The organism is Ramlibacter lithotrophicus (assembly GCF_012184415.1).
In the GTDB taxonomy this organism is placed as follows: domain Bacteria; phylum Pseudomonadota; class Gammaproteobacteria; order Burkholderiales; family Burkholderiaceae_C; genus Ramlibacter; species Ramlibacter lithotrophicus.
The window spans coordinates 377,402-403,775 of sequence record NZ_VTOX01000001.1; the positions used below are offsets into that span (position 1 = coordinate 377,402).

The 26,374-nt window shown below is 68.3% G+C and carries 24 protein-coding genes; 18 read left to right on the top strand and 6 right to left on the bottom strand.

Features of this window, described 5'->3' with window-relative positions; translation table 11 throughout:
* Positions 1-8 precede the first annotated feature (8 nt).
* From arfB to RAMLITH_RS01860, 9 genes are all read left to right on the top strand, one after another.
* A complete protein-coding gene (gene arfB, locus RAMLITH_RS01820; protein WP_168105619.1) occupies positions 9-419 on the top strand; it encodes an alternative ribosome rescue aminoacyl-tRNA hydrolase ArfB in 411 nt (136 codons plus the stop codon).
* Positions 420-642: 223 nt separating this feature from the next.
* Positions 643-1,248: a ribosome maturation factor RimP gene (gene rimP, locus RAMLITH_RS01825; protein ID WP_168105620.1), complete on the top strand. Its 606-nt coding sequence runs from the start codon at positions 643-645 to the stop codon at positions 1,246-1,248.
* Positions 1,248-2,747, top strand: a complete 1,500-nt coding sequence (gene nusA, locus RAMLITH_RS01830) for a transcription termination factor NusA (RefSeq protein ID WP_168105621.1) — start codon at positions 1,248-1,250, stop codon at positions 2,745-2,747. Before rimP ends, nusA begins: the two co-directional genes overlap by 1 nt.
* A gap of 18 nt (positions 2,748-2,765) precedes the next feature.
* Entirely contained in the window at positions 2,766-5,630 is a 2,865-nt protein-coding gene (infB, locus tag RAMLITH_RS01835; protein ID WP_168105622.1) for a translation initiation factor IF-2, read from the top strand.
* A gap of 116 nt (positions 5,631-5,746) precedes the next feature.
* Positions 5,747-6,115 (top strand): 30S ribosome-binding factor RbfA, encoded by a 369-nt coding sequence (rbfA, locus tag RAMLITH_RS01840; RefSeq protein WP_168105623.1) that lies wholly within the window; start codon positions 5,747-5,749, stop codon positions 6,113-6,115.
* 2 nt (positions 6,116-6,117) lie between these two features.
* Entirely contained in the window at positions 6,118-7,071 is a 954-nt protein-coding gene (gene truB, locus RAMLITH_RS01845; protein ID WP_168105624.1) for a tRNA pseudouridine(55) synthase TruB, read from the top strand.
* On the top strand, positions 7,068-8,894 hold the full coding sequence (typA, locus tag RAMLITH_RS01850; RefSeq protein ID WP_168105625.1) for a translational GTPase TypA: 1,827 nt from the start codon (positions 7,068-7,070) through the stop codon (positions 8,892-8,894). Before truB ends, typA begins: the two co-directional genes overlap by 4 nt.
* A 201-nt stretch (positions 8,895-9,095) precedes the next feature.
* The gene (locus tag RAMLITH_RS01855; protein ID WP_168105626.1) at positions 9,096-9,968 is read left to right on the top strand and encodes an EamA family transporter; all 873 of its coding nucleotides are present in this window, start codon (positions 9,096-9,098) and stop codon (positions 9,966-9,968) included.
* Positions 9,965-11,047 (top strand): enoyl-CoA hydratase/isomerase family protein, encoded by a 1,083-nt coding sequence (locus RAMLITH_RS01860; protein ID WP_168105627.1) that lies wholly within the window; start codon positions 9,965-9,967, stop codon positions 11,045-11,047. Before RAMLITH_RS01855 ends, RAMLITH_RS01860 begins: the two co-directional genes overlap by 4 nt.
* A gap of 68 nt (positions 11,048-11,115) precedes the next feature.
* Here the strand turns inward: RAMLITH_RS01860 and smpB are convergent, their stop codons facing one another.
* Entirely contained in the window at positions 11,116-11,589 is a 474-nt protein-coding gene (gene smpB / locus RAMLITH_RS01865) for an SsrA-binding protein SmpB (protein ID WP_168105628.1), read from the bottom strand.
* Positions 11,590-11,647: 58 nt separating this feature from the next.
* Here smpB and RAMLITH_RS01870 point away from each other — a divergent pair, with 58 nt between their 5' ends.
* Both RAMLITH_RS01870 and RAMLITH_RS01875 read left to right on the top strand, forming a co-directional pair.
* Complete coding sequence (locus RAMLITH_RS01870; RefSeq protein WP_168105629.1) at positions 11,648-12,088, top strand: type II toxin-antitoxin system RatA family toxin; 441 nt, start codon at positions 11,648-11,650, stop codon at positions 12,086-12,088.
* 9 nt (positions 12,089-12,097) lie between these two features.
* Positions 12,098-12,424 carry an RnfH family protein gene (locus RAMLITH_RS01875; protein ID WP_168105630.1) on the top strand — a complete coding sequence of 109 codons (327 nt, stop codon included), beginning with the start codon at positions 12,098-12,100 and terminating at the stop codon, positions 12,422-12,424.
* Between the two features lie 18 nt (positions 12,425-12,442).
* On the opposite strand, the gene RAMLITH_RS01880 is transcribed toward RAMLITH_RS01875, so the two are convergent.
* Positions 12,443-12,973 carry a DUF4124 domain-containing protein gene (locus RAMLITH_RS01880; protein ID WP_168105631.1) on the bottom strand — a complete coding sequence of 177 codons (531 nt, stop codon included), beginning with the start codon at positions 12,971-12,973 and terminating at the stop codon, positions 12,443-12,445.
* Between the two features lie 232 nt (positions 12,974-13,205).
* Here RAMLITH_RS01880 and guaB point away from each other — a divergent pair, with 232 nt between their 5' ends.
* Positions 13,206-14,675, top strand: a complete 1,470-nt coding sequence (gene guaB, locus RAMLITH_RS01885) for an IMP dehydrogenase (protein WP_168105632.1) — start codon at positions 13,206-13,208, stop codon at positions 14,673-14,675.
* Between the two features lie 7 nt (positions 14,676-14,682).
* Positions 14,683-16,305 carry a glutamine-hydrolyzing GMP synthase gene (gene guaA / locus RAMLITH_RS01890; RefSeq protein ID WP_168105633.1) on the top strand — a complete coding sequence of 541 codons (1,623 nt, stop codon included), beginning with the start codon at positions 14,683-14,685 and terminating at the stop codon, positions 16,303-16,305.
* Between the two features lie 15 nt (positions 16,306-16,320).
* Here guaA and RAMLITH_RS01895 read toward each other — a convergent pair whose 3' ends face one another.
* Both RAMLITH_RS01895 and RAMLITH_RS01900 read right to left on the bottom strand, forming a co-directional pair.
* Complete coding sequence (locus tag RAMLITH_RS01895; RefSeq protein ID WP_168105634.1) at positions 16,321-16,677, bottom strand: hypothetical protein; 357 nt, start codon at positions 16,675-16,677, stop codon at positions 16,321-16,323.
* 18 nt (positions 16,678-16,695) lie between these two features.
* The gene (locus RAMLITH_RS01900) at positions 16,696-18,192 is read right to left on the bottom strand and encodes an adenylate/guanylate cyclase domain-containing protein (protein WP_168105635.1); all 1,497 of its coding nucleotides are present in this window, start codon (positions 18,190-18,192) and stop codon (positions 16,696-16,698) included.
* Between the two features lie 411 nt (positions 18,193-18,603).
* On the opposite strand from RAMLITH_RS01900, the gene RAMLITH_RS01905 reads away from it, so the two are divergent.
* Genes RAMLITH_RS01905 through RAMLITH_RS01925 form a run of 5 tightly spaced genes read left to right on the top strand, consistent with a single transcriptional unit; the run spans position 18,604 to position 22,667 of the window.
* A complete protein-coding gene (locus tag RAMLITH_RS01905) occupies positions 18,604-19,527 on the top strand; it encodes an adenylate/guanylate cyclase domain-containing protein (protein WP_168105636.1) in 924 nt (307 codons plus the stop codon).
* A 12-nt stretch (positions 19,528-19,539) separates the two neighbouring features.
* Positions 19,540-20,157, top strand: a complete 618-nt coding sequence (locus RAMLITH_RS01910; protein WP_168105637.1) for an FMN-binding negative transcriptional regulator — start codon at positions 19,540-19,542, stop codon at positions 20,155-20,157.
* A 4-nt stretch (positions 20,158-20,161) separates the two neighbouring features.
* Positions 20,162-20,386, top strand: a complete 225-nt coding sequence (locus RAMLITH_RS01915; protein WP_168105638.1) for a hypothetical protein — start codon at positions 20,162-20,164, stop codon at positions 20,384-20,386.
* Positions 20,387-20,400: 14 nt separating this feature from the next.
* Complete coding sequence (gene tadA, locus RAMLITH_RS01920; RefSeq protein ID WP_181956267.1) at positions 20,401-21,756, top strand: tRNA adenosine(34) deaminase TadA; 1,356 nt, start codon at positions 20,401-20,403, stop codon at positions 21,754-21,756.
* Positions 21,753-22,667 carry an LD-carboxypeptidase gene (locus tag RAMLITH_RS01925; RefSeq protein WP_168105640.1) on the top strand — a complete coding sequence of 305 codons (915 nt, stop codon included), beginning with the start codon at positions 21,753-21,755 and terminating at the stop codon, positions 22,665-22,667. Before tadA ends, RAMLITH_RS01925 begins: the two co-directional genes overlap by 4 nt.
* 23 nt (positions 22,668-22,690) lie before the next feature.
* Here RAMLITH_RS01925 and RAMLITH_RS01930 read toward each other — a convergent pair whose 3' ends face one another.
* Positions 22,691-23,035, bottom strand: coding sequence for a hypothetical protein (locus RAMLITH_RS01930; RefSeq protein ID WP_168105641.1), 345 nt, complete (start codon positions 23,033-23,035; stop codon positions 22,691-22,693).
* Between the two features lie 152 nt (positions 23,036-23,187).
* On the bottom strand, positions 23,188-26,373 hold the full coding sequence (locus RAMLITH_RS01935; RefSeq protein ID WP_168105642.1) for an efflux RND transporter permease subunit: 3,186 nt from the start codon (positions 26,371-26,373) through the stop codon (positions 23,188-23,190).
* Between the last annotated feature and the right edge of the window lies 1 nt (position 26,374).

Here is a 26,374-nt window from a genome sequence, read left to right on the forward strand (position 1 = left end):
GGCGTGCCATGGCCGACGCACCGCCCGTCGTCATTCCCGAGTCGGAGGTGGAAGTCACCGCCGTCAGGGCCCAGGGCGCGGGCGGCCAGAACGTCAACAAGGTCTCCAGCGCGATCCACCTGCGCTTCGACATCCGCAAGTCGTCGCTGCCGCCGGACCACAAGGAGCGCCTCCTGGCCTTGTCGGACCGGCGGATCACCCGGGACGGCGTGCTGGTCATCAAGGCCCAGTCGCACCGCACCCAGGAGCTGAACCGGGCCGAGGCGTGGGGGCGCCTGCACGAGCTGGTGGGGAGCGTGGCGCGGCCGCCGCGCCAGCGCCGTCCCACCAAGCCGACGGCGGCCTCCAGGCGGCGCCGGCTGGAGGAAAAGAGCCTGCGCTCGCAGGTGAAGCTGCTGCGCCAGCCGGTCTCCGGGTAGCCCCGGCCGCGCGCCCCTGGCCATGGGCCGTCGGGCCCCGCGGCCATGCGCGTTTGACGCGCCTGCGGCCGTTGCACCCCCGTGAGTTCAAGGGTACAATACTTGCTTCACGACCAAACGGGCGGGTACTCACCGCCCGTTTTTTTTGGGCTGCCCTTCGAGAGCGCTGAGGGCGGGCATTGTCTTGGTCGGGCATGAATTTTCGACTGGAGCGCAACAGGCCTTGGCATTGCAGGACATCGTGGCACAGACCGTGACCGGGCTCGGTTACGACCTGGTGGAGATCGAACGCTCCGCCGGAGGGCTGTTGCGCGTCACGATCGACCTGCCGTGGCATCCCGGGGCCGGGCAGTTCGTCACCGTCGAGGACTGCGAGAAGGTGACGCGCCAGCTGCAGTTCGCCCTGGAAGTCGATGGCGTCGACTACAAGCGGCTGGAAGTGTCGTCGCCGGGCATCGATCGGCCGTTGCGCCATGAGCAGGATTTCGAGCGTTTTGCCGGCGAGATGGTGGACATCACGCTGAAGGCGCCGATGGGCGCGGCCGCCGGGGGACAGGTGGCGGCCAACCGCAAGAAGTTCCGCGGCCGCCTGGAGCGTGCCGAAGGCGGCGGCTGGCAGATCGTGTGGAGCGACGAGCCGGCAGCCAAGCCGGGCCAGAGGGTCAGCCGCAAGAAGGCGCCGGCGCCGCTGCAGGCGCTGGGCTTTTCGCTGGACGAGTTGAAGGAGGCGCGACTGGCGCCGATTGTGGATTTCAAGGGCCGGAAGACCGGCGGGGCGGCGCCATCGCAAGCCGGTGCGCCCTCAAATGATCAGGTAGGAGAGCCGTAATGAACCGCGAACTGTTGATGCTGGTGGAAGCGATCTCGCGTGAGAAGAACGTCGAGCGCGACGTGGTGTTTGGCGCGGTGGAATCGGCGTTGGCGCAGGCCACGAAGAAGCTGTACGAGGGCGACGTCGACATCCGCGTCGCGATCGACCGCGACACGGGTGCCTACGAGACGTTCCGCCGCTGGCACGTGGTGCCCGACGACGCCGGCCTGCAGCTGCCTGACCAGGAGATCCTGCTGTTCGAGGCGCGCGAGCAGATCCCCGACATCGACGTCGACGACTACATCGAGGAATCGGTGGAGTCGGTGCCCATCGGGCGCATCGGCGCGATGGCCGCCAAGCAGGTGATCCTGCAGAAGATCCGCGACGCCGAGCGCGAGATGCTGCTGAACGACTTCATGTCGCGCGGCGACAAGATCTTCGTTGGCACCGTCAAGCGCATGGACAAGGGCGACATCATCGTCGAGAGCGGCCGCGTGGAAGGGCGCCTCCGCCGCGGCGAGATGATCCCCAAGGAGAACCTGCGCAACGGCGACCGGGTGCGTGCCATGATCATGGAGGTCGACCTGACGCTGCGCGGCGCGCCGATCATCCTGTCGCGCGCGGCCCCCGAGTTCATGATCGAGCTGTTCCGCCAGGAAGTGCCCGAGATCGAGCAGGGCCTGCTGGAGATCAAGAGCTGCGCCCGCGATCCCGGTTCGCGCGCCAAGATCGCCGTGCTGTCGCACGACAAGCGCGTCGACCCGATCGGCACCTGCGTCGGCGTGCGCGGCACCCGCGTCAACGCCGTCACCAACGAGCTGGCCGGCGAGCGCGTCGACATCGTGCTGTGGAGCGAGGATCCGGCGCAGTTCGTCATCGGCGCCCTGGCGCCGGCCAACGTGTCCTCGATCGTCGTCGACGAGGAGAAGCACGCGATGGACGTGGTGGTGGACGAGGAGAACCTCGCCATCGCGATCGGCCGGGGCGGGCAGAACGTGCGGCTCGCCAGCGACCTGACCGGCTGGAAGATCAACATCATGGACGCCAACGAATCGGCCCAGAAGCAGGCCGAGGAGACGGACACGATCCGCAAGCTGTTCATGGAGAAGCTGGACGTCGACCAGGAGATCGCCGACATCCTGTTCGCCGAGGGCTTCACCAGCCTGGAGGAAGTGGCGTATGTGCCGATCCAGGAAATGCTGGAGATCGAGGCGTTCGACGAGGACACCGTGAACGAGCTGCGTTCGCGCGCCAAGGATGCCCTGCTGACGATGGAGATCCAGCGCGAGGAAAGCGTCGAGGAAGTGTCGCAGGACCTGCGCGACCTCGAGGGGCTGTCCCCCCAGCTGATCGCCAAGCTGGCCGACGCCGGCGTCCACACCCGCGACGACCTGGCCGACCTGGCCGTCGACGAACTCACCGATATCACCGGCCAGTCCGCGGACGAGGCCAAGGCCCTGATCATGAAGGCGCGCGAGCACTGGTTCAACACCACGGCCACCGCCGCCAGCGAGTGATGGAAGGCACCAGAACACATGTCCAGTACCACCGTCGCCGAGTTTGCCAGCGAACTCAAGAAATCGACCGAGACGCTGCTCGAGCAGCTTCGCAGCGCTGGCGTTGCGAAGAGCTCGGCCAATGACGCGCTGAGCGAGTCCGACAAGCAGAAGCTGCTCGGCTACCTGCAGGCGAGCCACGGCACCGCCACGTCGGAACGCCGCAAGATCACGCTGGTGAAGAAGTCCACCAGCGAGATCAAGCAGGCCGACTCGACCGGCAAGGCACGCACCATCCAGGTGGAAGTGCGCAAGAAGCGCACCTTCGTCAAGCGCGACGAGGGCGGCGACACCGCCGTCATCGAGGCGCCGGAGGCCGAAGCGCAGGCGCCCCAGCCGCCGCGGCACGACGAGGCCGACCTGGTCCGCCGCGAGGAAGAGGCGCGCCGCCAGGCCGAGCTGATCCGCCGCCAGGAAGAAGACCTGGTCGCCAAGCGCGCCGAGCGCGAGGAGAAGGAGCGCCGCGAACGCGAGGCCGAGGAACGCGCGGCCGCGCACATCGCGGCCCTCGAGGCCAAGAAGGCCGAACAGCACGCCGAGAAGGAGCAGGCCGCGCAGGAAGCTGCCGCGGCGGCGGCCGCGCGCCAGAAGGCCCAGGAAGAAGCCCGGGCCAAGGCGGAGGCCGAGTCCCAGGCCAGGGCGGCCGAGGAAGCCGCCCGGGCCAACGATCTGGCCGAGCGCCGTCGCAAGGCCGAAGCCGAGGCCGCGGCCATCCGCTCCATGATGTCCACGCCGAAGAAGGTGCTGGTGGCCAAGAAGCCGGAAGAGCTCAAGCCGGTGGCCAAGGCCGCCGATGCCAAGCCGGGAGCCAAGGGCACCTTGCACAAGCCGGCGGTCGGCACCGGCACGGGCCGGCCCGCGACGGGCGCGCCTGCGCCGGCGGGCCCGGGCGCGGGCAAGGAAGTGAAGTCGGCCAAGCTGTCGTCGAGCTGGGCCGGCGATCCGGCCAAGAAGAAGGCCATCCCGACCCGCGGCGACACGTCCGGCGGCGTCGGCCGCAACGCCTGGCGCGGCGGGCCGCGTGGCCGCCGCGGCAACGACCGCGACCATCGCGACGACCATGTGTCCGCCGCGCCGGTCGAACAGCGCGTCATCGAAGTGCACGTGCCGGAGACGATCACCGTCGCCGAGCTGGCGCACAAGATGTCGGTGAAGGCGTCCGAGGTGATCAAGCACCTGATGAAGCTGGGACAGATGGTCACCATCAACCAGCCGCTGGACCAGGATACGGCCATGATCGTGGTCGAGGAAATGGGCCACAAGGCCGTCACGGCCGCACTGGACGATCCGGAGGCATTCACGGAAGCAGACGTCGGCGCCGCCGAAGGCGAAGCGCTGCCGCGCGCGCCGGTCGTGACCGTGATGGGCCACGTCGACCACGGCAAGACCTCGCTGCTGGACTACATCCGCCGCGCCAAGGTGGCTGCGGGCGAGGCCGGCGGCATCACCCAGCACATCGGCGCGTACCACGTCGAGACGCCGCGCGGCGTGATCTCGTTCCTGGACACCCCGGGCCACGAGGCGTTCACCGCCATGCGGGCGCGCGGCGCGCAGGCCACCGACATCGTGATCCTGGTGGTCGCGGCCGACGACGGCGTCATGCCGCAGACCCGCGAAGCCATCAAGCACGCGAAGGCGGCGGGCGTCCCGATCGTGGTGGCGATCAACAAGATCGACAAGCCCGACGCCAACGCCGACCGCGTCAAGCAGGAGCTGGTGGTGGAGGAGGTGGTGCCGGAGGAGTACGGCGGCGAGTCGCCGTTCGTGCCGGTGTCCGCCAAGACCGGGGAAGGCATCGACACGCTGCTGGAGCAGGTACTGCTGCAGGCCGAAGTGCTGGAACTGAAGGCGCCGGTCGACGCGATGGCCAAGGGCCTCGTCATCGAAGCGCAGCTGGACAAGGGCCGCGGCCCGGTGGCCACGGTGCTGGTGCAGTCCGGCACGCTCAAGACCGGCGACGTGGTGCTGGCCGGCCAGACCTATGGCCGGGTGCGCGCCATGCTGGACGAGAACGGCAAGTCGATCAAGTCGGCCGGCCCGTCGATCCCGGTGGAGATCCAGGGCCTGACCGAGGTGCCGCAGGCCGGCGACGAGTTCATGGTGCTGTCCGACGAGCGGCGGGCCCGCGAGATCGCGACCTACCGCGCCGGCAAGTTCCGCAACACCAAGCTGGCCAAGCAGCAGGCCGCCAAGCTGGAGAACATGTTCTCCGAGATGACGGCGGGCGAAGTCAAGACGCTGCCGATCATCGTGAAGGCGGACGTGCAGGGCTCGCAGGAAGCGCTGGCCCAGTCGCTGCTGAAGCTGTCGACCGACGAGGTGAAGGTGCAGATGGTCTACGCGGCCGTCGGCGGCATCAGCGAATCGGACGTCAACCTGGCGATCGCGGCCAAGGCCGTCATCATCGGCTTCAACACGCGGGCCGACGCCGGCGCGCGCAAGCTGGCCGAGAACAACGGCATCGACATCCGCTACTACAACATCATCTACGACGCCGTCGACGAACTGAAGGCGGCGATGTCCGGGATGCTGGCGCCGGAGAAGCGCGAGGAAGTCATCGGCACGGCGGAGATCCGCACCGTGTTCGTGGCCTCGAAGATCGGCACGGTGGCAGGCTGCATGGTCACCAGCGGCATGGTCAACCGCAACGCCCACTTCCGCCTGCTGCGCGACAATGTGGTGGTCTACACCGGCGAACTCGAGTCGCTCAAGCGGCTCAAGGACGACGTGCGCGAAGTCAAGGAAGGCTTCGAGTGCGGTATCAAGCTCAAGAACTACAACGACATCCATGAGGGTGACCAGCTGGAGTTCTTCGAGATCAAGGAAATCGCACGGACGCTGTAAACAGCCGAACGCAGAAGCCGCAAAAACATCGCAGAAGCCGCAGAATTGTTTTCTGAAGTCTTCTGCGGTTTTTGCGCAACTTCTGCGGCTTCTGCTTCCTTGCCCCCGCATTCCCAATGCCAAAGAAATCAGCCACCCCCAACCGCGCCTTCAAGGTTGCCGATCAGATCCAGCGCGATCTGACGGAGCTGATCGCGCGCGAGCTGAAGGACCCGCGGGTCGGCATGGTCACCATCCAGGCCGTCGAGGTCACGCCCGACTACGCCCACGCCAAGGTGTTCTTCAGCGTGCTGGTGGGCGATCCCCAGGAGTGCCAGGACGCCCTCAACCAGGCCGCCGGCTTCCTGCGCAACGGCCTGTTCAAGCGCCTGCACATCCACACGGTGCCGACGCTGCACTTCCAGTTCGACCGCACCACCGAGCGTGCCGCCGACATGAACGCCTTGATCGCCAAGGCGGTTTCCTCGCGCGCCAAGGAGGAGTAGCCGTGAACGCGCCGCGCACCAGGGTGCAGAGGCGCCCTGTGCACGGGGTGCTCCTGCTCGACAAGCCGCTGGGCCTTTCCAGCAACCAGGCCTTGCAGAAGTGCAAGTGGCTCCTGCGCGCCGAGAAGGCGGGCCATACCGGCACGCTCGATCCGCTGGCCAGCGGCGTGCTGCCGCTTTGTTTCGGGGCCGCCACCAAGTTCAGCCAGCTGCAACTGGACGCCGACAAGACGTACGAGGCCACGGTGCGGCTGGGGGTGAAGACCAGCACCGGCGACGCCGAGGGCCAGGTCGTCGCCGAACGCGACGTGCCCGCCATCACGCCGGAACTGCTTGCCGGCGTGGCGCGGCAGTTCACCGGGCCGCTGCGCCAGGTGCCGCCGATGCACAGCGCGCTGAAGAAGGACGGCAAGGCGCTGTACGAGTACGCCCGCGCCGGCGAGGAGGTCGAGCGCGAAGCGCGCGACGTCGTGATCCACTCACTGGCGCTGAGCGCCATCGACGCTCGGACGCTGCGCCTGGCCGCGACAGTGAGCAAGGGCACTTACATCCGCACCCTCGGCGAGGACATCGGCGAGGCGCTGGGCTGCGGCGGTCATCTCACCGCCTTGCGCCGCACGGCCACTGGCCAGTTCGACGTGTCGCAGTGCGTCACGCTGGACACGTTGGAGGCGATGCCGGAGCCCGAGCGCCTGGCGCGCCTGCTGCCGACCGAGGCCCTGCTGCCGGCCCACGATCCAGTCACCCTGCGCGGCGACGAAGCCGCGCGCTTCCTGAGCGGCCTGCGGCGGCGCGGCGCCTGGCCCGACGCAGGGCAGGTCGCCGTGTTCGGCGATGCACCGCGCTCGCTCCTCGGCACCGCCCACGTCAAGGCCGGGGAACTGATCCCCTCGCGCCTGCTGAGCCCCATCGAAATCCAGCAAATCCTCGGCCAGACCGAGCTGCCAACCCCATGACCCAGATCCGAAACATCGCCATCATCGCCCACGTCGACCACGGCAAGACCACCATGGTCGACCAGTTGCTGCGCCAGTCCGGCACGTTCGCCGAACACGAGAAGGTGGTCGACACCGTGATGGACAACAACGCCATCGAGCGCGAGCGCGGCATCACCATCCTGGCCAAGAACTGCGCCGTGAGCTGGAAAGGCACGCACATCAACATCGTCGACACCCCCGGCCACGCCGACTTCGGCGGCGAGGTGGAACGTGCGCTGTCGATGGTCGACGGCGTGCTGCTGCTGATCGATGCGCAGGAAGGCCCGATGCCGCAGACCCGCTTCGTCACCAAGAAGGCGCTGGCGCTGGGCCTGCGGCCGATCGTCGTGGTGAACAAGGTCGACAAGCCGGGCGCCAACCCGGACAAGGTCGTGAACGCCGCGTTCGACCTGTTCGACAAGCTCGGCGCGAGTGACGACCAGCTCGATTTCCCGGTCGTGTACGCGTCCGGCATCAACGGCTGGTCGTCGCTGGAAGAGGGCGAGGCCGGCGCGCAGTGGGGCGCGGACATGTCGGCCCTGTTCGACACCATCCTCAAGCACGTCCCGCAGCACGAGGGCGACCCCGCCGCGCCGCTGCAGCTGCAGATCTCGGCGCTGGACTACTCCAGCTTCGTCGGCCGCATCGGCGTCGGCCGCATCAACCAGGGCACGCTGCGCCCGGCGATGGACGTGCTCGTGATGGAGGGCCCGGACGGCAAGTCGGTGAAGGGCCGCGTCAACCAGGTGCTCACCTTCGAGGGCCTCACCCGGGTGCAGGTCAAGGAAGCCGGGCCCGGCGACATCGTGCTGATCAACGGCATCGAGGAGATCGGCATCGGCGTCACCGTCACCGACCCGGCCAATCCGGCGCCGCTGCCGATGCTGAAGGTGGACGAGCCGACGCTCACCATGAACTTCTGCGTCAACACCAGCCCGCTGGCGGGCCGCGAAGGCAAGTACGTCACCAGCCGCCAGATCTGGGACCGGCTGCAGAAGGAATTGCAGTCCAACGTGGCGCTGCGCGTGAAGGAGACCGACGAGGAAGGTGTCTTCGAGGTGATGGGCCGCGGCGAACTGCACCTCACGATCCTGGTGGAGAACATGCGCCGCGAAGGCTACGAGCTCGCGGTGTCCAAGCCGCGCGTGGTGTTCCGCGACGTGGACGGCGTGCGCAGCGAACCGATCGAGCTGGTGACCGCCGACATCGAGGAGCAGCACCAGGGCGGCGTGATGCAGGCGCTGGGCGAGCGCAAGGGCGAACTGGTCAACATGGAGCCGGACGGCCGCGGCCGTGTGCGCCTGGAGTACCGCATCCCGGCGCGCGGCCTGATCGGTTTCTCCAACGAGTTCCTGAACCTGACGCGCGGCTCCGGGCTGATCTCGAACATCTTCGACGGCTACGAGCCGTACAAGGGCGAGATCGCCAGCCGGAAGAACGGCGTGCTGATCTCGATGGACGACGGCGAGATCTTCACCTACGCGCTGGGCAAGCTGGACGACCGCGGCCGCATGTTCGTCAAGCCCAACGACCCGGTGTACGAAGGGATGATCGTCGGCATGCACAACCGCGACAACGACCTGGTGGTCAACGCGACCCGCACCAAGCAGCTGACGAACTTCCGCGTCTCCGGCAAGGAAGACGCGATCAAGGTCACGCCGCCGATCGAGGTGACGCTGGAGTACGGCGTCGAGTTCATCGAGGATGACGAGCTGGTGGAGATCACGCCGAAATCGATCCGGCTGCGCAAGCGCTTCCTGAAGGAGCACGAGCGCAAGCGGGCCTTGCGCGAAGCGGCTTGAGCACTCGGAAAAGTCGCATGCGACTTTTTCGAGTGGCCTGATATGTGTAACGAGGACCGGCAAAGCCGGATTCTCGTCACATGAGGGACCACGCTGCATGTCATTCCGCGCGGTCCTGGCGCCGCTAGCGGATAACATCCGTCATCCCCGCGGAGGCGGGGATCCAGGGCTTCCGAAGAAGCGACAAGCACAACGATCTCCGTGAAACTCACGCACACCAAAGCCGTGTTCGTCATGATCGGCGTGACCATGATGTGGTCCATCGCCGGCGTGGTGACGCGGCACCTGGAGCAGGCGCGCAGCTTCGAGGTGACCTTCTGGCGCAGTTTCTTCACCGTGCTGTCGCTGCTGGTCATCCTGCCTTTCTTCCAGGGCCGGGACGTGTTCTCGAAAATCAGGCACGGCGGCTGGGCGCTGTGGCTGTCCGGCCTGTGCTGGAGCGTCATGTTCACGGCCTTCATGGTCGCACTCACGCTCACCAGCGTCGCCAACACCCTGGTCACGATGGCGCTCGGGCCGTTCCTGACGGCGCTCATCGCGCGGGTGGCCATCGGCCACCGGATCGCGCCGCGTACCTGGGCGGCGATCGCCATCGCGGGCGTGGGGATCGCGTACATGTACGGCGTGCAGATCGAGGCCGGCCGGTTCGTCGGCACCATGGTGGCGCTGTGCGTCCCGATCGCTGGCGGCATCAACTGGACGATCACGCAGCGCGCCAACGCGCAGGGGCAGGGCGTCGACCTGGTCCCCGCGGTGCTGGTGGGCGGTGCGATTTCCATGCTGCTGACGCTGCCCCTGGCCGTGCCGTTCCAGGCTTCGAGCCACGACATCGGCCTGCTGGCCCTGCTGGGCGTGGTGCAACTGGCGATTCCCTGCTCCCTGGCGGTGGTCTGCGCCCGCGTGCTGAAGGCCCCGGAGATGTCCCTGCTGGCGCTGCTGGAGGTGATCTTCGGGATCCTGCTGGCGTGGATCGGCGCCGGCGAGGTGCCGCGCCCCACGGTGCTCACCGGCGGCGCGCTGGTGATCGGGGCATTGGTCATGAACGAACTGGTTGGATGGAGGCAGAGGGCATGAGCGATGTGGCGACCGAACTGCGCGGCAGCGCGGGCCTGATCACGCTGAACCGGCCGAAGGCGCTGAACGCCTTGTCGCTGGACATGATCCGCGACCTGACGGCCGCGCTGCTCGCCTGGCGCGACGACGCGCGCGTCGAGCGGGTGGCGATCCGCGGCATGGGCCGGGAAGGCCCGTTCGGCGCCTTCTGCGCCGGCGGCGACATCCGTTTCTTCCACCAGGCGGCGCTGGCGGGCGACCCGCGCCTGGAGGACTTCTTCACCGAGGAATACACGCTCAACCACCTGGTCCACGGCTACCCGAAGCCGTATGTCGTCTTCATGGACGGCATCGTCATGGGCGGAGGCATGGGAATCTCGGCCCATGGAGGCGACACCAGCCTGCGGATCGCGACCGAGCGCACGAAGATGGCGATGCCCGAGACCAACATCGGACTCTTTCCCGACGTCGGCGGCGGCTGGTTCCTGGCACGCTGTCCGGGCCGGCTCGGCGAGTACCTGGCGCTGACCGGGCATCTGATCGGCGGTCCCGATGCACAGGCGGCGGGCCTGGCCGACGGCGTGCTGCCGTCCGCCGAGCTGCCCGCGCTGTGGGACAGCCTGGGCGACCACGACGGCTTCGAGCAGCTGCGCGAGCGCCTGCAGCGGCCGCCGGCGCCTGCGGGCGACCTCGCCGATCACCGCGCGCAGATCGACCGCTTCTTCGCGTTGCCGACCGTCGCCGGCATCGTTGCGGCCCTCGAAGCGGATGGCTCCGCCTGGGCCGCGCAGACGGCCGCCTTGCTGCGCCAGCGCTCGCCCCTGATGCTGCACGTCACGCTGGAGCACGTGCGCCGCGCGCGCCACATGACGCTGGCCGACGACCTGCGCATGGAACGCGGCCTGGTGCGCAACTGCTTCCGGCTGCGGCCCGGCGCCGCGGGCGAAACCGTCGAAGGCATCCGGGCGCTGGCCGTCGACAAGGATCACGCGCCCCGCTGGAACCCGGCCCGCATCGAAGACGTCGAACCAGCCGCCGTTGCCGCGTTCTTCGAAAGTCCATGGCCGCGCCATGCGCACCCGTTGCGCGGGCTGGCCTGAGCGCCGGCCAGACTACCAGCAGACCGGCTCAGGCAGCGTCGGCACCGCGGCAGGCGGCTGCAGGACATTCAACGGTGGCGTGACTTCATGGCCCGCTCGACTTCGCGCTTGCCCTCGCGGTCCTTGATGGTGTCGCGCTTGTCGTGTTCGGCCTTGCCCTTGGCGAGAGCGATCTCGCATTTCACCTTCCCCGCCTTCCAGTGCAGGTTCAGCGGCACCAGGGTGTAGCCTTTCTGTTCGACCTTGCCGATCAGGCGGCGGATCTCGTCCTTGTGCATCAGCAGCTTCTTCGTGCGCACGGCATCGGGGTTGACGTGGGTGGAAGCCGTCTTCAGCGGATTGATCTGGCAGCCGATGACGTACAGCTCGCCGTCCTTGATCACGACGTAGCCGTCGGTCAGCTGCACCTTGCCTTCGCGCAGCGCCTTCACTTCCCAGCCTTGCAGCACCATGCCGGCCTCGAACTTTTCCTCGAAGAAGTAGTTGTAGGCGGCCTTCTTGTTGTCGGCGATGCGGCTGGAGGGTTCGGGTTTCTTGGCCATGGACTGACGTGGGGGCGCCCGGCGCTATCTACAATGGCCCGCGGGCCCCGCATTCTCTATGAAAACAGTCCACAAATCCGTCCTCATCTGGTACAGCCCGGAGGAAATGTTCCAGCTGGTCACCGACGTGGAGCGCTATCCCGAGTTCCTGCCGTGGTGCAACAAGGGCATCGCCGTGGAGGAATGGGACACGGGGATGCTGGCCGAGATCGGGATCTCGTTCATGGGCATCCACCAGACCTGGCGCACCCGCAACGAGCACGTCCCCGGCCGCGAGGTCAGGCTGCACCTGGAGGAGGGGCCGTTCTCCCGCCTCGAAGGCAAATGGACCTTCACGCCGCTCGGCACGGGCGAGCAGCGCGCCTGCAAGGTCGAACTCGAACTGCACTACGGATTCGAGAATTCCACGCTGGGCCGCCTCGTGAGCCCGGTGTTCGACAAGATCGCCGGCACGATGGTCGACGCGTTCGTGAAGCGCGCCGAGCAGGTCTACGGCTGACGGGCACCCATGCGGGTGACGGTGCTGTACTCGCCGGCAGCGCGCGAGGTTCTGGAATGGGAAGTCGGCGTGGAGCCGGGCGCCACCGTGGCGCAGGCGATCGAACGCAGCGGGATGGCACTGGCGCGCCCCGGGCTCGACTGGCACCGCGCCAGCGTCGGTGTCTGGGGACGCAAGTCGGGGCTGGATACGGTCCTGCGCGAGGGTGATCGCGTCGAGATCTACCGGCCGCTGCAGGTCGATCCCAAGCTGGCGCGGCGCGAGCGTTTCGCGCGTCAGGGCGCGCGCGCGGCCGGACTGTTCGCGAAAACGCAGGTGCGCGGGCCGCGCCGGTAGGGCGGGGCCAACCGCCGGTCAGCCCCCGCCGGGCTTGCAGTCGCGGGCGATCAGGGCCTCGAGGCGCTTGACTTCGGCGGCACGCTGGGCGTCGTCGAGCACTTCGCGCTCGCCCTTGTCGTTCATTCGGGTGATCCGCACGCCGGAATCGAAGGAAGCCTTCGAGCGCTTGGCGCGCGTGCAGTTGTCGGCGCGCAGCCTTGCCGTCTCTTCTTCCTGCGCTTTCCTCTTCTCTTCCTCGGCGGCTTCGGCCTGCTTCTTTTTCTCCAGCAGGTCCTTGTCCTTGCCGATCGGCTTCGCCGCGCTGGCGCCGACCCGCAAGGGCACGGCCGCCCGCGATGCCGGCTGCGCCGGGGCGGCCGCCGCGTCGGCCTGCGGTCTGGCCTTGGCGCCGGGTTGCGCCAGGATCCTGGCGGCCGGCGTGTCCGGCGGCGGCGGCTGGTCGCTGAAAACCGTTTGCCCGTTCCTGTCGATCCAGCGCCACTGGGCCTGGCACACGGCCGGAACCGCAAGGGCAAGGGCGAGCACGAGCGGGCGGGAGACATTCATTGCTCCAGTGTAGCTCTGCCTTGGGCGCCCGCGCCATGCGTGGTTGCCGCAGTGGCATCCATTCGCAACGTGGTGCCGCGCGCCGGGGCGCGCGAGCCCCGCGGAGGGCGCGGGTACAATCCCTCTTTTGGAGCTTTCACCAGATGCAGAGCCCCCGCGCCGCTGTCCAGCGTCGTCCAGTGCCCGGTCCCCGGACCCCCTCATCCCCCCAGCGTTTCCAAGGAAACTGAGCATGCGACTGCTCGGAAAAGCACTCACTTTCGACGATGTGTTGCTGGTGCCGGCCTTTTCGCCGGTGCTGCCCAAGGACACGTCGCTCGCCACGCGGCTGTCGCGCAACATCAGCCTCAACCTGCCACTGGTGTCGGCGGCGATGGACACCGTCACCGAGGCCCGGCTGGCGATCGCGATCGCCCAGGAAGGCGGCATCGGCATCGTCCACAAGAATCTCACCGCGAAGCAGCAGGCGGCGGAAGTGGCCCGCGTCAAGCGCTACGAGTCGGGCGTGCTGCGCGACCCGGTCATCATCACGCCGGCCCACACGGTGCGCGAAGTCCTGGCGATGCAGGAGCAACTGGGGATATCCGGCTTCCCGGTACTGGACGCGGGCAAGGTCGTCGGCATCGTGACCGGGCGCGACCTGCGATTCGAGACACGGTTCGACGTCCCCGTGAGCCAGATCATGACGCCGCGCGACAAGCTGATCACCGTGCGCGAAGGCACCACGCCCGCCGAGGCCAAGGCCCTGCTGAACAAGTACAAGCTCGAGCGGCTGCTGGTGATCAACGACGACTTCGAGCTCAAGGGCCTGATCACCGTCAAGGACATCACCAAGCAGACCAGCTTCCCCAACGCGGCGCGGGATCCTTCCGGGCGCTTGCGCGTCGGCGCGGCCGTCGGCGTGGGAGAGGGGACCGAGGAGCGGGTCGAGGCGCTGGTGAAGGCCGGCGTGGACGTCATCGTGGTCGACACCGCCCACGGCCACAGCAAGGGCGTCATCGAGCGCGTGCGCTGGGTCAAGCAGAACTACCCCCAGGTGGACGTGGTCGGCGGCAACATCGCCACCGGGGCCGCGGCGCGCGCGCTGGCGGAGGTCGGTGCCGACGCCGTGAAGGTGGGCATCGGACCAGGCTCGATCTGCACCACCCGGATCGTGGCCGGGGTCGGCGTGCCGCAGATCACCGCCATCGACAACGTGGCCACCGCCCTGCGCGGCAGCGGCGTGCCCCTGATCGCCGACGGCGGCATCCGGTACTCGGGCGACATCGCCAAGGCGCTCGCGGCCGGTGCCAGCACCGTCATGATGGGCAGCATGTTCGCCGGCACCGAGGAAGCGCCCGGCGAGATCGTGCTGTACCAGGGCCGCAGCTACAAGAGCTATCGCGGCATGGGATCGATCGGCGCCATGCAGCAGGGCAGCGCCGACCGCTACTTCCAGGAGGCGACCACCGGCAATCCCAACGCCGACAAGCTCGTGCCCGAAGGCATCGAGGGCCGCGTGCCTTACAAGGGATCGATGGTTTCGATCGTCTTCCAGATGGGCGGCGGCGTGCGTGCGGCGATGGGCTACTGCGGCTGCGCCACGGTCGATGAGCTGCACGAACGCGCCGAGTTCGTGCAGATCACGGCCGCCGGGATGCGCGAGAGCCACGTCCACGACGTGCAGATCACCAAGGAAGCCCCCAATTACCGTGCGGAGTGACGCCAGCTTGGCCCACCAGAAGATCCTCATTCTCGATTTCGGCTCCCAGGTCACCCAGCTGATCGCGCGTCGCGTGCGCGAGGCCCATGTGTTCTGCGAGGTTCATCCCTGCGACGTGGGCGACGACTGGGTGCGCCAGTACGCCGCCGACGGCACGCTGAAGGGCGTCATCCTCTCGGGCAGCCATGCGAGCGTCTACGAGGAAACCACGGACAAGGCGCCGCAGGCCGTGTTCGAGCTCGGCGTGCCGGTGCTCGGCATCTGCTACGGCATGCAGACGATGGCGCACCAGCTGGGCGGCAAGGTCGAGGGCGGCCACCTGCGCGAATTCGGCTTCGCCAGCGTGCGCGCCCGCGGGCACACCCGCCTGCTGGCGGACATCGCCGACTTCACCACGCCTGAAGGCCACGGCATGCTCAACGTCTGGATGAGCCATGGCGACAAGGTGACCGAGCTGCCGGCAGGCTTTCGCCTGATGGCCTCGACCGAGAGCTGTCCGATCGCGGGCATGGCCGACGACGACCGGCGCTTCTATGGCGTGCAGTTCCACCCCGAGGTGACCCACACCCAGCAGGGCCGTGCCATCCTGGAGCGGTTCGTCCTGGAGATCTGCGGGGCCCGGCCGGACTGGATCATGCGCGACCACATCGCGGAAGCCGTCGCGGCGATCCGGCGCCAGGTCGGCGACGAGGAGGTGATCCTCGGGCTGTCAGGGGGCGTCGATTCGTCGGTTGCCGCGGCGCTGATCCACCGCGCGATCGGCGACCAGCTGACCTGCGTCTTCGTCGACCACGGGCTGCTGCGCCTGAACGAAGGCGACATGGTCATGGACATGTTCGCAGGCAAGCTGCACGCGAAGGTGATCCGCGTCGACGCGAGCGAGGCCTTCCTCGGCCAACTGGCTGGCGTCGGCGATCCCGAGGCCAAGCGCAAGATCATTGGGCGCGAATTCGTCGAGGTGTTCAAGGCCGAGGCGGCGCGCCTGAAGGCGGGGCTCGATGGCGCCCACCAGGGCGCGAAGTGGCTGGCCCAGGGCACGATCTACCCGGACGTCATCGAATCGGGCGGTGCCAAGAGCAAGAAGGCGGTCTCGATCAAGAGCCACCACAACGTCGGCGGACTGCCCGAGCAACTGGGACTCAAGCTGCTCGAGCCGCTGCGCGACCTGTTCAAGGACGAGGTGCGCGAACTCGGCGTGGCCCTGGGGTTGCCGCCGGAGATGGTGTACCGCCATCCGTTCCCCGGGCCGGGCCTGGGCGTGCGGATCCTGGGCGAGGTGAAGAAGGAATACGCGGACCTGCTGCGGCGCGCGGATGCCATCTTCATCGAGGAACTGCGCAACTTCATCGACCCCGCCACCGGCAAGAGCTGGTATGACCTCACCAGCCAGGCCTTTGCCGTGTTCCTGCCGGTCAAGAGCGTCGGCGTGATGGGCGACGGCCGCACCTACGACTACGTCGTGGCGCTGCGGGCGGTGCAGACCAGCGACTTCATGACGGCGGACTGGGCGGAACTGCCGTACGCGCTGCTCAAGAAGGTCTCGGGGCGCATCATCAACGAGGTGCGCGGCATCAACCGGGTCACCTACGACGTGAGCAGCAAGCCGCCGGCCACGATCGAGTGGGAGTGAGGCGCCCGCCGGCGGTCACTCCTTCTGCCCGCCCAGCGGGCTCGGCCTTGACCGCAGGCCCTGCGGCAGCATCGCCCGGAACATGTCGCTGACCGGATCCAGCAGCTCGCGGGCTCCGGCTTCGCCGTGGCGGCTCGCCAGCACCGCCATCAGGTCGCCGCGCAGGTACCACAGGGCGAGCACGTCGACGGCATAGCGGATGCGCCGTTCGACGAGCACGACCTGGCGGTCGTCCATCCCCTCGATCAGGGCCAGCATCGCGACCCGGATGTCGTCGATCCCGAGGTCCAGGAGCGTGGTTTCGTCTTCCGGGTGAGGGTGGCCGCCGAAGAGGGCATGGATGCTCTTGAGGTTGGGCTTGAACCAGCGCATGGTTGTCTCTTTCCTGGATCAGATCGGTTGCTGATCGATCGTTCGCTCGCGACGGCCTTCTGTGCCCGCGATGTCGACGATCTCGGTGATGGGGAGGCCGGCGAGGTCGCGCCACTGGTCGGCCACGGCATCGGGCGCGGCAAGGCGCTCGATGGTGGAAAAGACGGCGGGCACGAACACGTCGTGCCCCTGCTGGTCGCGCCGGTGGACGCCCCACTTCAGCCGCTGCCGCTCCTGCGGTGCCAGTCTGGCCAGCACGTTCTTGGTGGCCCAGATGGCGCCACCGCGGGCAAAGCCGGAAATGCCTGTGGCGCGGGCGAGCGTCTCCCCGTACATCGTGAATTCCGCTCCCGCGCCGGACTGCAGCGTCCCGACCCACTGCTGCCCTTCGTCGACGCCAGTGTCCATGCACAGCTCGGTGGTCCAGCCCTTGCGCAACTGCCATTCCTTGCTCAGCCGGCGCATCGCCTCGCGCATTTCATGGGCGGCGAGCAGGGCATTCCAGGCATGGCTGCCGTCGCGCTGGCGCAGGAAGTAGCAGGCCAGGCCGTCGCGGGGATGCTTGCCCTGGGTGCCACGGTGCCGCCGCACGATCGGGTCCGCGGCCAGCCAGATCTGGTTGATCAGCTCGAAATACTCTTCGGCCGGCAGGGCCGACCAGATGCGCGGCGCGTGCTGCAGGTCCATCACCACCACCGCCACGTCGCTGAGCACCGGCAGGCGCCTGCGACGCGGATCCCCGACCACGACCTCCCGCGCTTCGAGCAGCGACGCGAGCTCGTCGGCCGCCGGCCCGCGCGGCACGTGCGCGAACAGGATGCCCTCGCGGAATCGGATCGCGTAGACGCACGCGCTGGCGCCGGACCCCAGATGCGAAACGAAGCCGGCGGCGGGCGCCGTCGCATCCCGCGCCAGGCGATCGAGCTCCGCGTGCTGCTCCGCCGGCAGGTCATGTGCAAGCCGGTCCACCGTCGCCCCGTGCTGCAGCGCGACGGCGAGGTGGAACCGGAGGATCTCGTCACGCGACGGCGTGGCCGGGGCGCGCAGCAGGTGCTTGAGCACGTTCTCGCCGCCAGGCGTGGGGCCCAGCACCTGCGCACTGGCGGCGTTGAACCACAGGACGCCGAAGTCCGCCCCCACGAGATAGGCCGGGTGGGCGATTTCGTCGATCGACAGGCGAGGCATGTCCCGGCGCGGGGGCGCCAGCGCTGCGCTGTCGCGCAAGGCCGTTGCGCGGCTGTCCGCCGCCGGCCGGGTCTCGGGCAACGGCAGGGGCAGGGCGGCGCCGAAGTGCGCCGCGATCCGGCTCATGCTCCAGCCCTCGTGCTTCAGGCGCTGGATTTCGGCGATGCGCTGAGCGGTCTCCTCGGGGAAGTAGCCGATCCGCGGCGCCGCCCCGTCCTGCGGCTCCGGCGGCAGCACCTCGGGGCGCGGGACGATCCCGAGGGCGATGTAGTTGTTGAGCGTCGCCCGCGAGATGCCCGTCTTTTCCAGGAGCTCTTTGCTGTTCAACAAGGAAAGAACCTCGAATCTGTCCAATACAGATACGCAATGTAGTTGTACTGTCAAGCTTTGTCCACGGTGTTGATTTGTACCGTGAACTAATTGGCGAAAAAGCAACGACAGCCTCTGAATCAGAGCGACCGCATGGAGGTTCAGGGATTCGGAGCGCCCAGGGCGCACTGTCTAAGTGTCTAGACAGTCTTTGTTAACTTAGACAGTTACATAGACAGACTGCCTCGTCTAATTGGACAGTGTGACGCGATCGGAGTCGACCTCGGGGTCCGGTGCGCGACCCGGCTCGAGAAAGGTCGAGCTGCGCTCATAATGGACACGCTCCTGCGGCCGATGGCGCGGCCATCCGGGCCGGGAGCACGTCCAGGCGTTGCCATGGCCGGCTTCGGCGGCGGGCGGCGGGATAAAGGAATGAGCTCGAGTACGACGGTCGTTTTTGCGGACCTGGCGGGCAGCACCGGCCTCTACGAGGCGCTGGGCAATGCCCGTGCGGCCGAAGCCATCACCCAGCTCACGCAGTGGGTCGGCCGGGTGTGCGAGTCGCATGGCGGCCGGGTGGTCAAGATGCTCGGCGACGGCGTGCTGTGCGTGTTCCCCGAGGGCCGGAGGGCGCTGGCGGCCGTTCTCGAACTGCAGCGGTCGCACCAGGACCGCACCGCCGACTGGCCCGCCGAGGCGCCGATGCGCCTGCAGATAGGGATCGCCGCGGGCGAGGTGATCGAGGTCGACGGCGACTGCTACGGCGATGCCGTCAACGTGGCGTCGCGCCTGTCCGACCTGTCGGGGCCGGACCAGATCTGGGCGACCAGGACGGTGGTGTCACAGCTGCGTTCCACGGACCGCGAACTGCGCTATCGCAGCCTGGGCAACTTCCCGCTGCGCGGGCGGCAGCAGCCTACCGAGATCTTCCAGGTCGACTGGGAAGACGAAGACGCGAGCGGCCGCCTGACGCGGCCGGCATTGCTGTCGGGGCGGGCCGCACCGCGGCCGCCCAGCGGCGGCGGCGTCAGGCTGGCCTGGTTCGACCAGCAGCGGCGGTTCCGGATCGCGGACCTGCCGCTGCACGTGGGCCGCTCGGCCGAGGCGGAGTTTCCGGTCGACGACCAGCGGGTCTCGCGCCTGCATGCGCGGATCGAATGGCGCAACGGCAGCCTGATGCTGACGGACATCAGCAGTTACGGCACCTGGGTACGCTTTGCCGGCGGCGACGCGGAACTGGCGCTGCGGCGGCAGGACTGCATCCTCATCGGCTCGGGGGAGATCGCGCTCGGGGCGCCGTTCGACGACTTCAGCGTGCCGGTGGTGTCCTTCGAGGTCCTGACTGCCGGCCAGTAGCACAATCGCCGCATGTACCTGCCACCGCAGTTCCAGTCCGATGACCCACGGATCGCCGCCGACCTGATGCGCGAGCATCCGTTGGCCAGCCTCATTTCCGTCGACGCCGACGGCCTGCCGTTCGTGACGCACCTCCCCCTGCACCTGGAGCAGCGCGAGGGACGACTCTGGCTGCTCGGCCACTGCGCCAAGCCCAATCCGCACTGGCGCTACCTGCAGGAGCGGCCGACGGCGCTGGTCACGTTCCTGGGGCCGCACGCGTACCTGTCGCCGTCGGTGTACCCGGACGTCGCGCGCGTGCCGAGCTGGAACTACCTGGCCGTCCATTGCACGGTCCGGGCCGTCCTGGTCGACGATCCGGCGGCCAAGGATGCGCTGCTGAAGAAACTGATCTCCGATCACGAGCCCGCTTACGCGGCGCAGTGGCGCGGCCTGGGCGAGGACTTCGCCCGCAAGATGCTGGCCGGCGTCGTCGGCTTCGAACTGGAAGTACTCCAGTTCCAGTGCAAATTGAAGGTCAACCAGCACCGGCCGGAGTCGCACGGCGCCTTGCGGGCGCGCTATGCCGCGGGCAGCGAGCGCGAACGCGAACTGGCGCGCTGGATGGAACGGCTGGGACTGGGAGGATAGGCCGATGCGTGGAATCTTCAGTGTGGTGGGACTGCTGCTGGTGGTCGCCGTCGTGGCGCTGCTGGCCAGGAAGCAGCTGACGTCGGTCGCCGCACCGCCGGCCAGCGCCGGGTCGTCCGAAGCTGCGGCGGTCGCGCCGGCCGGCACGCCCCGGCAGCAGGTGCAGCAGTTCCAGCAGGCGGTGCAGGAAAGCATGCAGGCTCCGCGTCCGGAGCCCGACACCAAGTGAGCGATGCCCGCTTCATGGGCCTGGCCCTGGAGCAGGCCCGGCTCGCGTGCGCGGCCGGCGAAGTGCCCGTGGGAGCCGTCGTGGTGCACGACGGCGAAGTGGTCGGCACCGGGCGCAACGCACCGGTGGGCAGTGCCGACCCGACTGCGCATGCCGAGATCGTGGCGTTGCGCGACGCGGCCCAGACCCTGGGCAATTACCGGCTGGAGGGCTGCGACCTGTACGTCACGCTGGAGCCCTGCGCCATGTGCAGCGGGGCCATGCTGCACGCCCGGCTGCGGCGGGTCGTCTATGGCGCTGCCGACCCGAAGACCGGCGCGGCCGGCTCGGTCGTCGACCTGTTCGCGCAGCGGCGGTTGAACCATCACACGCAGGTCGTTCCCGGCGTCCTGGCGGAGGAATGCGGCAGCCTGCTCGGCGAATTCTTTCGTGGCCGCCGCCTCCAGGCGCGCGCCGTCGCCCAGCCGCTGCGCGAGGACGCGCTGCGCACCCCGGACGAGCGCTTCGCCACGCTGCCAGGCTATCCCTGGCAGCCCCGCTACCTGGCCGACCTGCCGTCGCTGGCCGGCCTGCGGCTGCACTACCTCGACGAAGGGCCGCCCGGTGCGCCGCGGACCTGGCTGTGCCTGCACGGAAATCCCAGCTGGAGCTACCTGTACCGGAAGATGATTCCGCTGTTCCTCGCCGCCGGGGACCGGGTGGTCGCGCCCGACCTGATCGGGTTCGGCCGCAGCGACAAGCCCAAGCGCGAGGCGGCGCACGGTTTCCGTTGGCACCGCGAGGTGCTGCTGGAGCTGGTCGAGCGGCTGGACCTGCGCGAGGTGGTCCTGGTGGTGCAGGACTGGGGCGGGCTGCTGGGGCTGACGCTGCCCATGGCCGACGAACATCGCTATGCCGGGCTGCTGGTGATGAACACGATGCTGGGCACCGGCGACCAGCCGCTTGGCGCAGGCTTTCTCGCCTGGCGCGAGATGTGCGCGAGGAACCCCGACTTCAGCGTGGGCCGGCTGTTCGCCCGCGGCGACCCGGGCCTGAGCGCGGGCGAGTGCGCCGCTTACGATGCGCCGTTTCCCGATCGCGGCCATCGCGCGGCGCTGCGCGCCTTCCCGGTGATGGTGCCGGATCATCCCGACGCCGACGGCGCCGCCGTGTCGCGCCAGGCACGCGACTTCTGGACTCACCGCTGGAGCGGCCAGACCATGATGGCCGTCGGCGCGCAGGATCCGGTGCTCGGACCGCGCGTGATGCAGGGCCTGCGAGCAGCGATCCGCGGCTGCCCGCAACCCATCGTCCTGGAACAGGCGGGGCATTTCGTGCCGGAGCACGGTGCGCCGGTCGCGCAAGTGGCGGTGGGATACTTCCGCCGGTGAAGAAACACATCTACATCTTTTCCCCCTCCAGCGCGATCCGCGACCGGTCCGTGGTCCGCCGCGGCGTCGCGAGGCTCAAGGCCTTGGGGCACGAGGTCGAACTGGACGAAGCGGTGTTCGCGAGGCACATGCGTTTTGCCGGCGACGACGAGACCCGGCTCGCGGCCATAGCCCGGGCCGCCGCGAGCGGCGCCGACGTCGCGCTGATCACCCGCGGCGGCTACGGCCTGACGCGCCTGCTGCCGGCCATCCGGTACAAGGCGGTGGCCAAGGCCGTGGAACGAGGGACGAGGTTCGTCGGGTTGAGCGACTTCACCGCGTTCCAGTCAGCCGTGCTCGCCGAGACCGGCGCCGTCACGTGGTCGGGCCCGGCCCTTGGCGAGGACTTCGGTGTCGAGGGCGAGCCCGACGAGATCATGCAGGCGTGCTTCGAGGACCTGGTGAGCGGGCAGGGCGAGGGGACCGGCTGGCAGTTGCCCAAGGCGGAGGCTGCGGCCGCGCCGCTGCAGGTGAAGGGAACGCTGTGGGGCGGCAATCTCTCGGTGCTCGCGAGCATGGTGGGGACGCCCTGGCTGCCGCCGGTGAAAGGCGGGATCCTGTTCCTGGAAGACGTGCACGAACACCCGTATCGCGTCGAGCGGATGCTGACGCAGCTGCTGCATGCGGGCATCCTCGGACGGCAGAAGGCCGTGCTGCTGGGGCACTTCACGAATTACAAGCCGGTGCCGCACGACCGCGGGTTCCGGCTCGAGACGGTCGTCGACTGGCTGCGCCGCCAGATCAAGGCGCCGGTGTTCACGGGCTTGCCGTTCGGCCACGTGCCCACCAAGGTGGCCCTGCCGGTCGGCGCGAAAGTGGACCTGGCCGTCGAGGGCCGCGATGCGTTCGTGCTCTGGGGACACCGCCACTAGGGCGGCAGGAAGGGCGCGGCCGTTCAGCCGACCAGGGGGCTCGGGCGGGAGTGCAGGCTGCCGGGAACCAGGCCCTTGAACATCTCGGTCACGCCGGCGAGTTGCTCGCGGGCGGTGCGCTCACCGTGCATGGCCGCCAGTGCGCCCATCAGGTCGCCGCGCAGGTACCACAGCGCCTGGATGTCGGCCGCATAGCGCAAGCGCCGCGTGAGGGCCGGGAATTTCTTGAGGCCCGCCTCGCCGAGCAGGGCCAGCATGGTTTCGCGCACGTCCTCGACACCGTTCTCCATCGCCGAATCGGACGGTGGCACCGAAGCGCCGAGCAGCCCGTAGATGCTGCTTCTGAGATTCGGTTTGAGCCAACGCATGGTGTGGGGGGACTTACGGACAACATTCCAAAGGTAGTCCCGGCGCCGCGCCGTGGCTCGTACATATTTCACGAAAGCCGCAGTCCCGAGCCGACCCGATGTAACAAACCGTGAAGATGCGGGGTCGCGGGGCCCCGCATCCGGACAAACCCTTACTCCGCGCCGGCCGGGACAACTTTCCGGGCCGTCGGTGCCGCTGCCTGTGCGGCGCGCCGGTCGCGCCGGATCTCCCACTGCTTGACGAGGGCGTACAGCGCCGGAATGACCGCGAGGGTGAGCACCGTCGAGGAAATCATGCCGCCGACCATCGGCGCCGCGATGCGGCTCATGACTTCCGAGCCGGTCCCGCTGCCCCACATGATTGGCAGCAGGCCGGCCATGATGGCCACCACGGTCATCATCTTGGGACGCACGCGCTCCACGGCGCCCTCCATCACGGCGCCGTAGAGGTCGGCCACGCCGGCCGCCCGCCGCTCGAGATGGCACCGTTCCTTCGCTTCCCGCCATGCCTGGTCCAGGTAGATCAGCATCACGACGCCGGTCTCCGCCGCCACGCCCGCCAGCGCGATGAAACCGACCGCCACGGCCACCGACAGGTTGTAGCCGAGCCACCACATCAGCCAGATCCCGCCGATGAGCGCGAACGGCACCGACAGCATGACGATGACCGTCTCCGCGATCCGCCGGAAGTTGAGGTACAGCAGCAGGAAGATCGTCAGCAGGGTGACGGGAATCACGATCTTCATCTTCCCGATCGCGCGCTCCATGTACTCGAACTGGCCGCTCCAGGTGATGTAGTAGCCGGGCGGGAACTTGACCTGGTCGACGACCGCCTGGCGGGCGGCCTTGACGTAGGAGCCGATGTCGCGGTCGCGGATGTCGACGAAGATGTACGCCGAGAGCAGTGCGTTCTCGGTCCGGATGCCGGGCGTGCCGCGCACGATCTTCACGCGGGCCAGCTGCCCGAGCGGGATGTGGGCGCCGCCCATGGTGGGCACCAGCACCTCGCGCTCGATCTGCGCCGGGTTGCTGCGCAGTTCGCGCGGATAGCGCACCGTGACGCCGAACCGCTCGCGCCCTTCCACGGTGGTGGTGACCATCTCGCCGCCGAGCGCGGTGCCGATCACCTCCTGCAGTTCCCCGACCGACAGGCCGTAGCGGGCGAGTTGCTCCCGGTCGGGTTCGATGTCGAAGTAGCTGCCGCCGGTGATGCGCTCGGCGAAGGCCGACGTGGTGCCGGGAACGGCCTTGACCACGCCTTCGATCTCCTTGGCCAGCCGCTCCATCTCGGCCAGGTCCTTGCCGAAGACCTTGATGCCGATGGGCGTGCGGATGCCGGTGGACAGCATGTCGGTGCGGGCCTTGATCGGCATGGTCCAGGCATTCGAGATGCCAGGGAACTGCAGCGCCTGGTCCATCTCGCCGATGAGCTTGTCCATCGTCATTCCGGGCCGCCACTGGTCGCGCGGCTTCAGGTTGATCACGGTCTCGAACATCTCCACCGGCGCCGGGTCGGTGGCGGTGTTGGCCCGTCCCGCCTTGCCGAAGACCGATTCGACCTCGGGGAAGCTCCTGATGATCTTGTCCTGGGTCTGCATCACCTCGGCCGCCTTGGTGATCGACATGCCAGGCAGCGAGGCCGGCATGTACAGCAGCGTGCCCTCGTCGAGGGTCGGCATGAACTCGGTGCCGAGCTTGGACGCCGGATAGATCGACGCGGCCATGGCGACCACCGCCAGCGCGATCGTCAGTTTCTTCCAGCGCATGACCCACGCGATGATCGGCCGGTAGGTCCAGATCAGGAACCGGTTCACCGGGTTCTTCGCCTCGGGCATGACGCGGCCGCGGATGAACAGCATCATCAGCACCGGCACCAGCGTGACGGACAGCAGCGCGGCGCCCGCCATCGAAAAGGTCTTGGTGTACGCGAGCGGGGAGAAGAGGCGCCCCTCCTGCGACTCCAGCGTGAACACCGGCAGGAACGAGACGGTGATGATCAGCAGCGAGAAGAAGAGGGCAGGACCCACCTCCTTGCACGCGGCGATCATGGCGTCGGCCCGCTCCTTGAGCGAGTGGCTTGGCGGCAGCCGCTCCAGGTGCTTGTGCGCGTTCTCGATCATCACGATCGCCGCGTCCACCATGGCCCCGATGGCGATGGCGATGCCTCCGAGGCTCATGATGTTCGAGTTCATCCCCAGCAGCCGCATGGCGATGAAGGCGATCAGGACACCAACCGGGAGCATCAGGATGGCCACCAGCGCCGAGCGGACGTGCATCAGGAAGACCACGCAGACCGCCGCGACGATCAGGCTCTCCTCGATGAGGGTCCGGGTGAGGGTGTCGATCGCGCGCTTGATCAGCTCCGACCGGTCGTACACCGCCTGGATCGTCACGCCTTCGGGCAACCCGCCGGAGATCTCGGCGACCTTGGCCTTGAGGTTCCCGATCACCTCGAGCGCGTTCTGGCCATACCGCGCCATCGCGATGCCCGAGACCACTTCGCCTTCGCCGTTCAGCTCGGTGAGACCGCGCCGCTCGTCCGGGGCCAGCTCGACGCGGGCCACGTCCCGGATCAGCACCGGCGTGCCGCCCTCGCTCTTGACGACCAGCAGCTCGATGTCGCTGCGGCCCCGCAGGTAGCCCTTGCCCCGGACCATGTACTCGGTTTCGGCCATCTCCACGACCCGGCCGCCGACGTCGCGGTTGGAGTCGCGAATCACCTGCGCAACTTTCATGAGCGAAATGCCGTAACTGCGCAGCTTCACCGGATCCACGGTCACCTGGTAGGTCTGCACGAAGCCGCCGACCGAGGCCACCTCGGCCACCCCGTGCGCCTTCGTCAGCTGGTAGCGCACGTACCAGTCCTGGATCGCCCGCAGCTCGGCCAGCGTCCTGTCCTTGGCCAGCAGCACGTACTGGTAGACCCAGCCCACGCCGGTGGCATCCGGGCCCAGGGTCGGCGTCACGCCCTTGGGCAGCCGCCCCGACGCGAAATTCAGGTACTCCAGCACGCGGGTGCGAGCCCAGTAGATGTCGGTGCCGTCTTCGAAGATGACGTAGACGAAGGAGGCGCCGAAGAAGGAGAAGCCGCGCACGACCTTGGACTTGGGCACCGCGAGCATCGCCGTCGTCAGCGGATAGGTCACCTGGTCTTCGACCACCTGAGGTGCCTGGCCGGGGTACTCGGTGTAGACGATCACCTGGACGTCCGACAGGTCGGGCAGGGCGTCCAGGGGCGTCCTCGCGACGGCGACGACGCCGGCGATCACGATGAACAGCGTGGCCAGCAGAACCAGGAACGGGTTCCGGCCCGACCACTCGATGATTTTGGTCAGCATG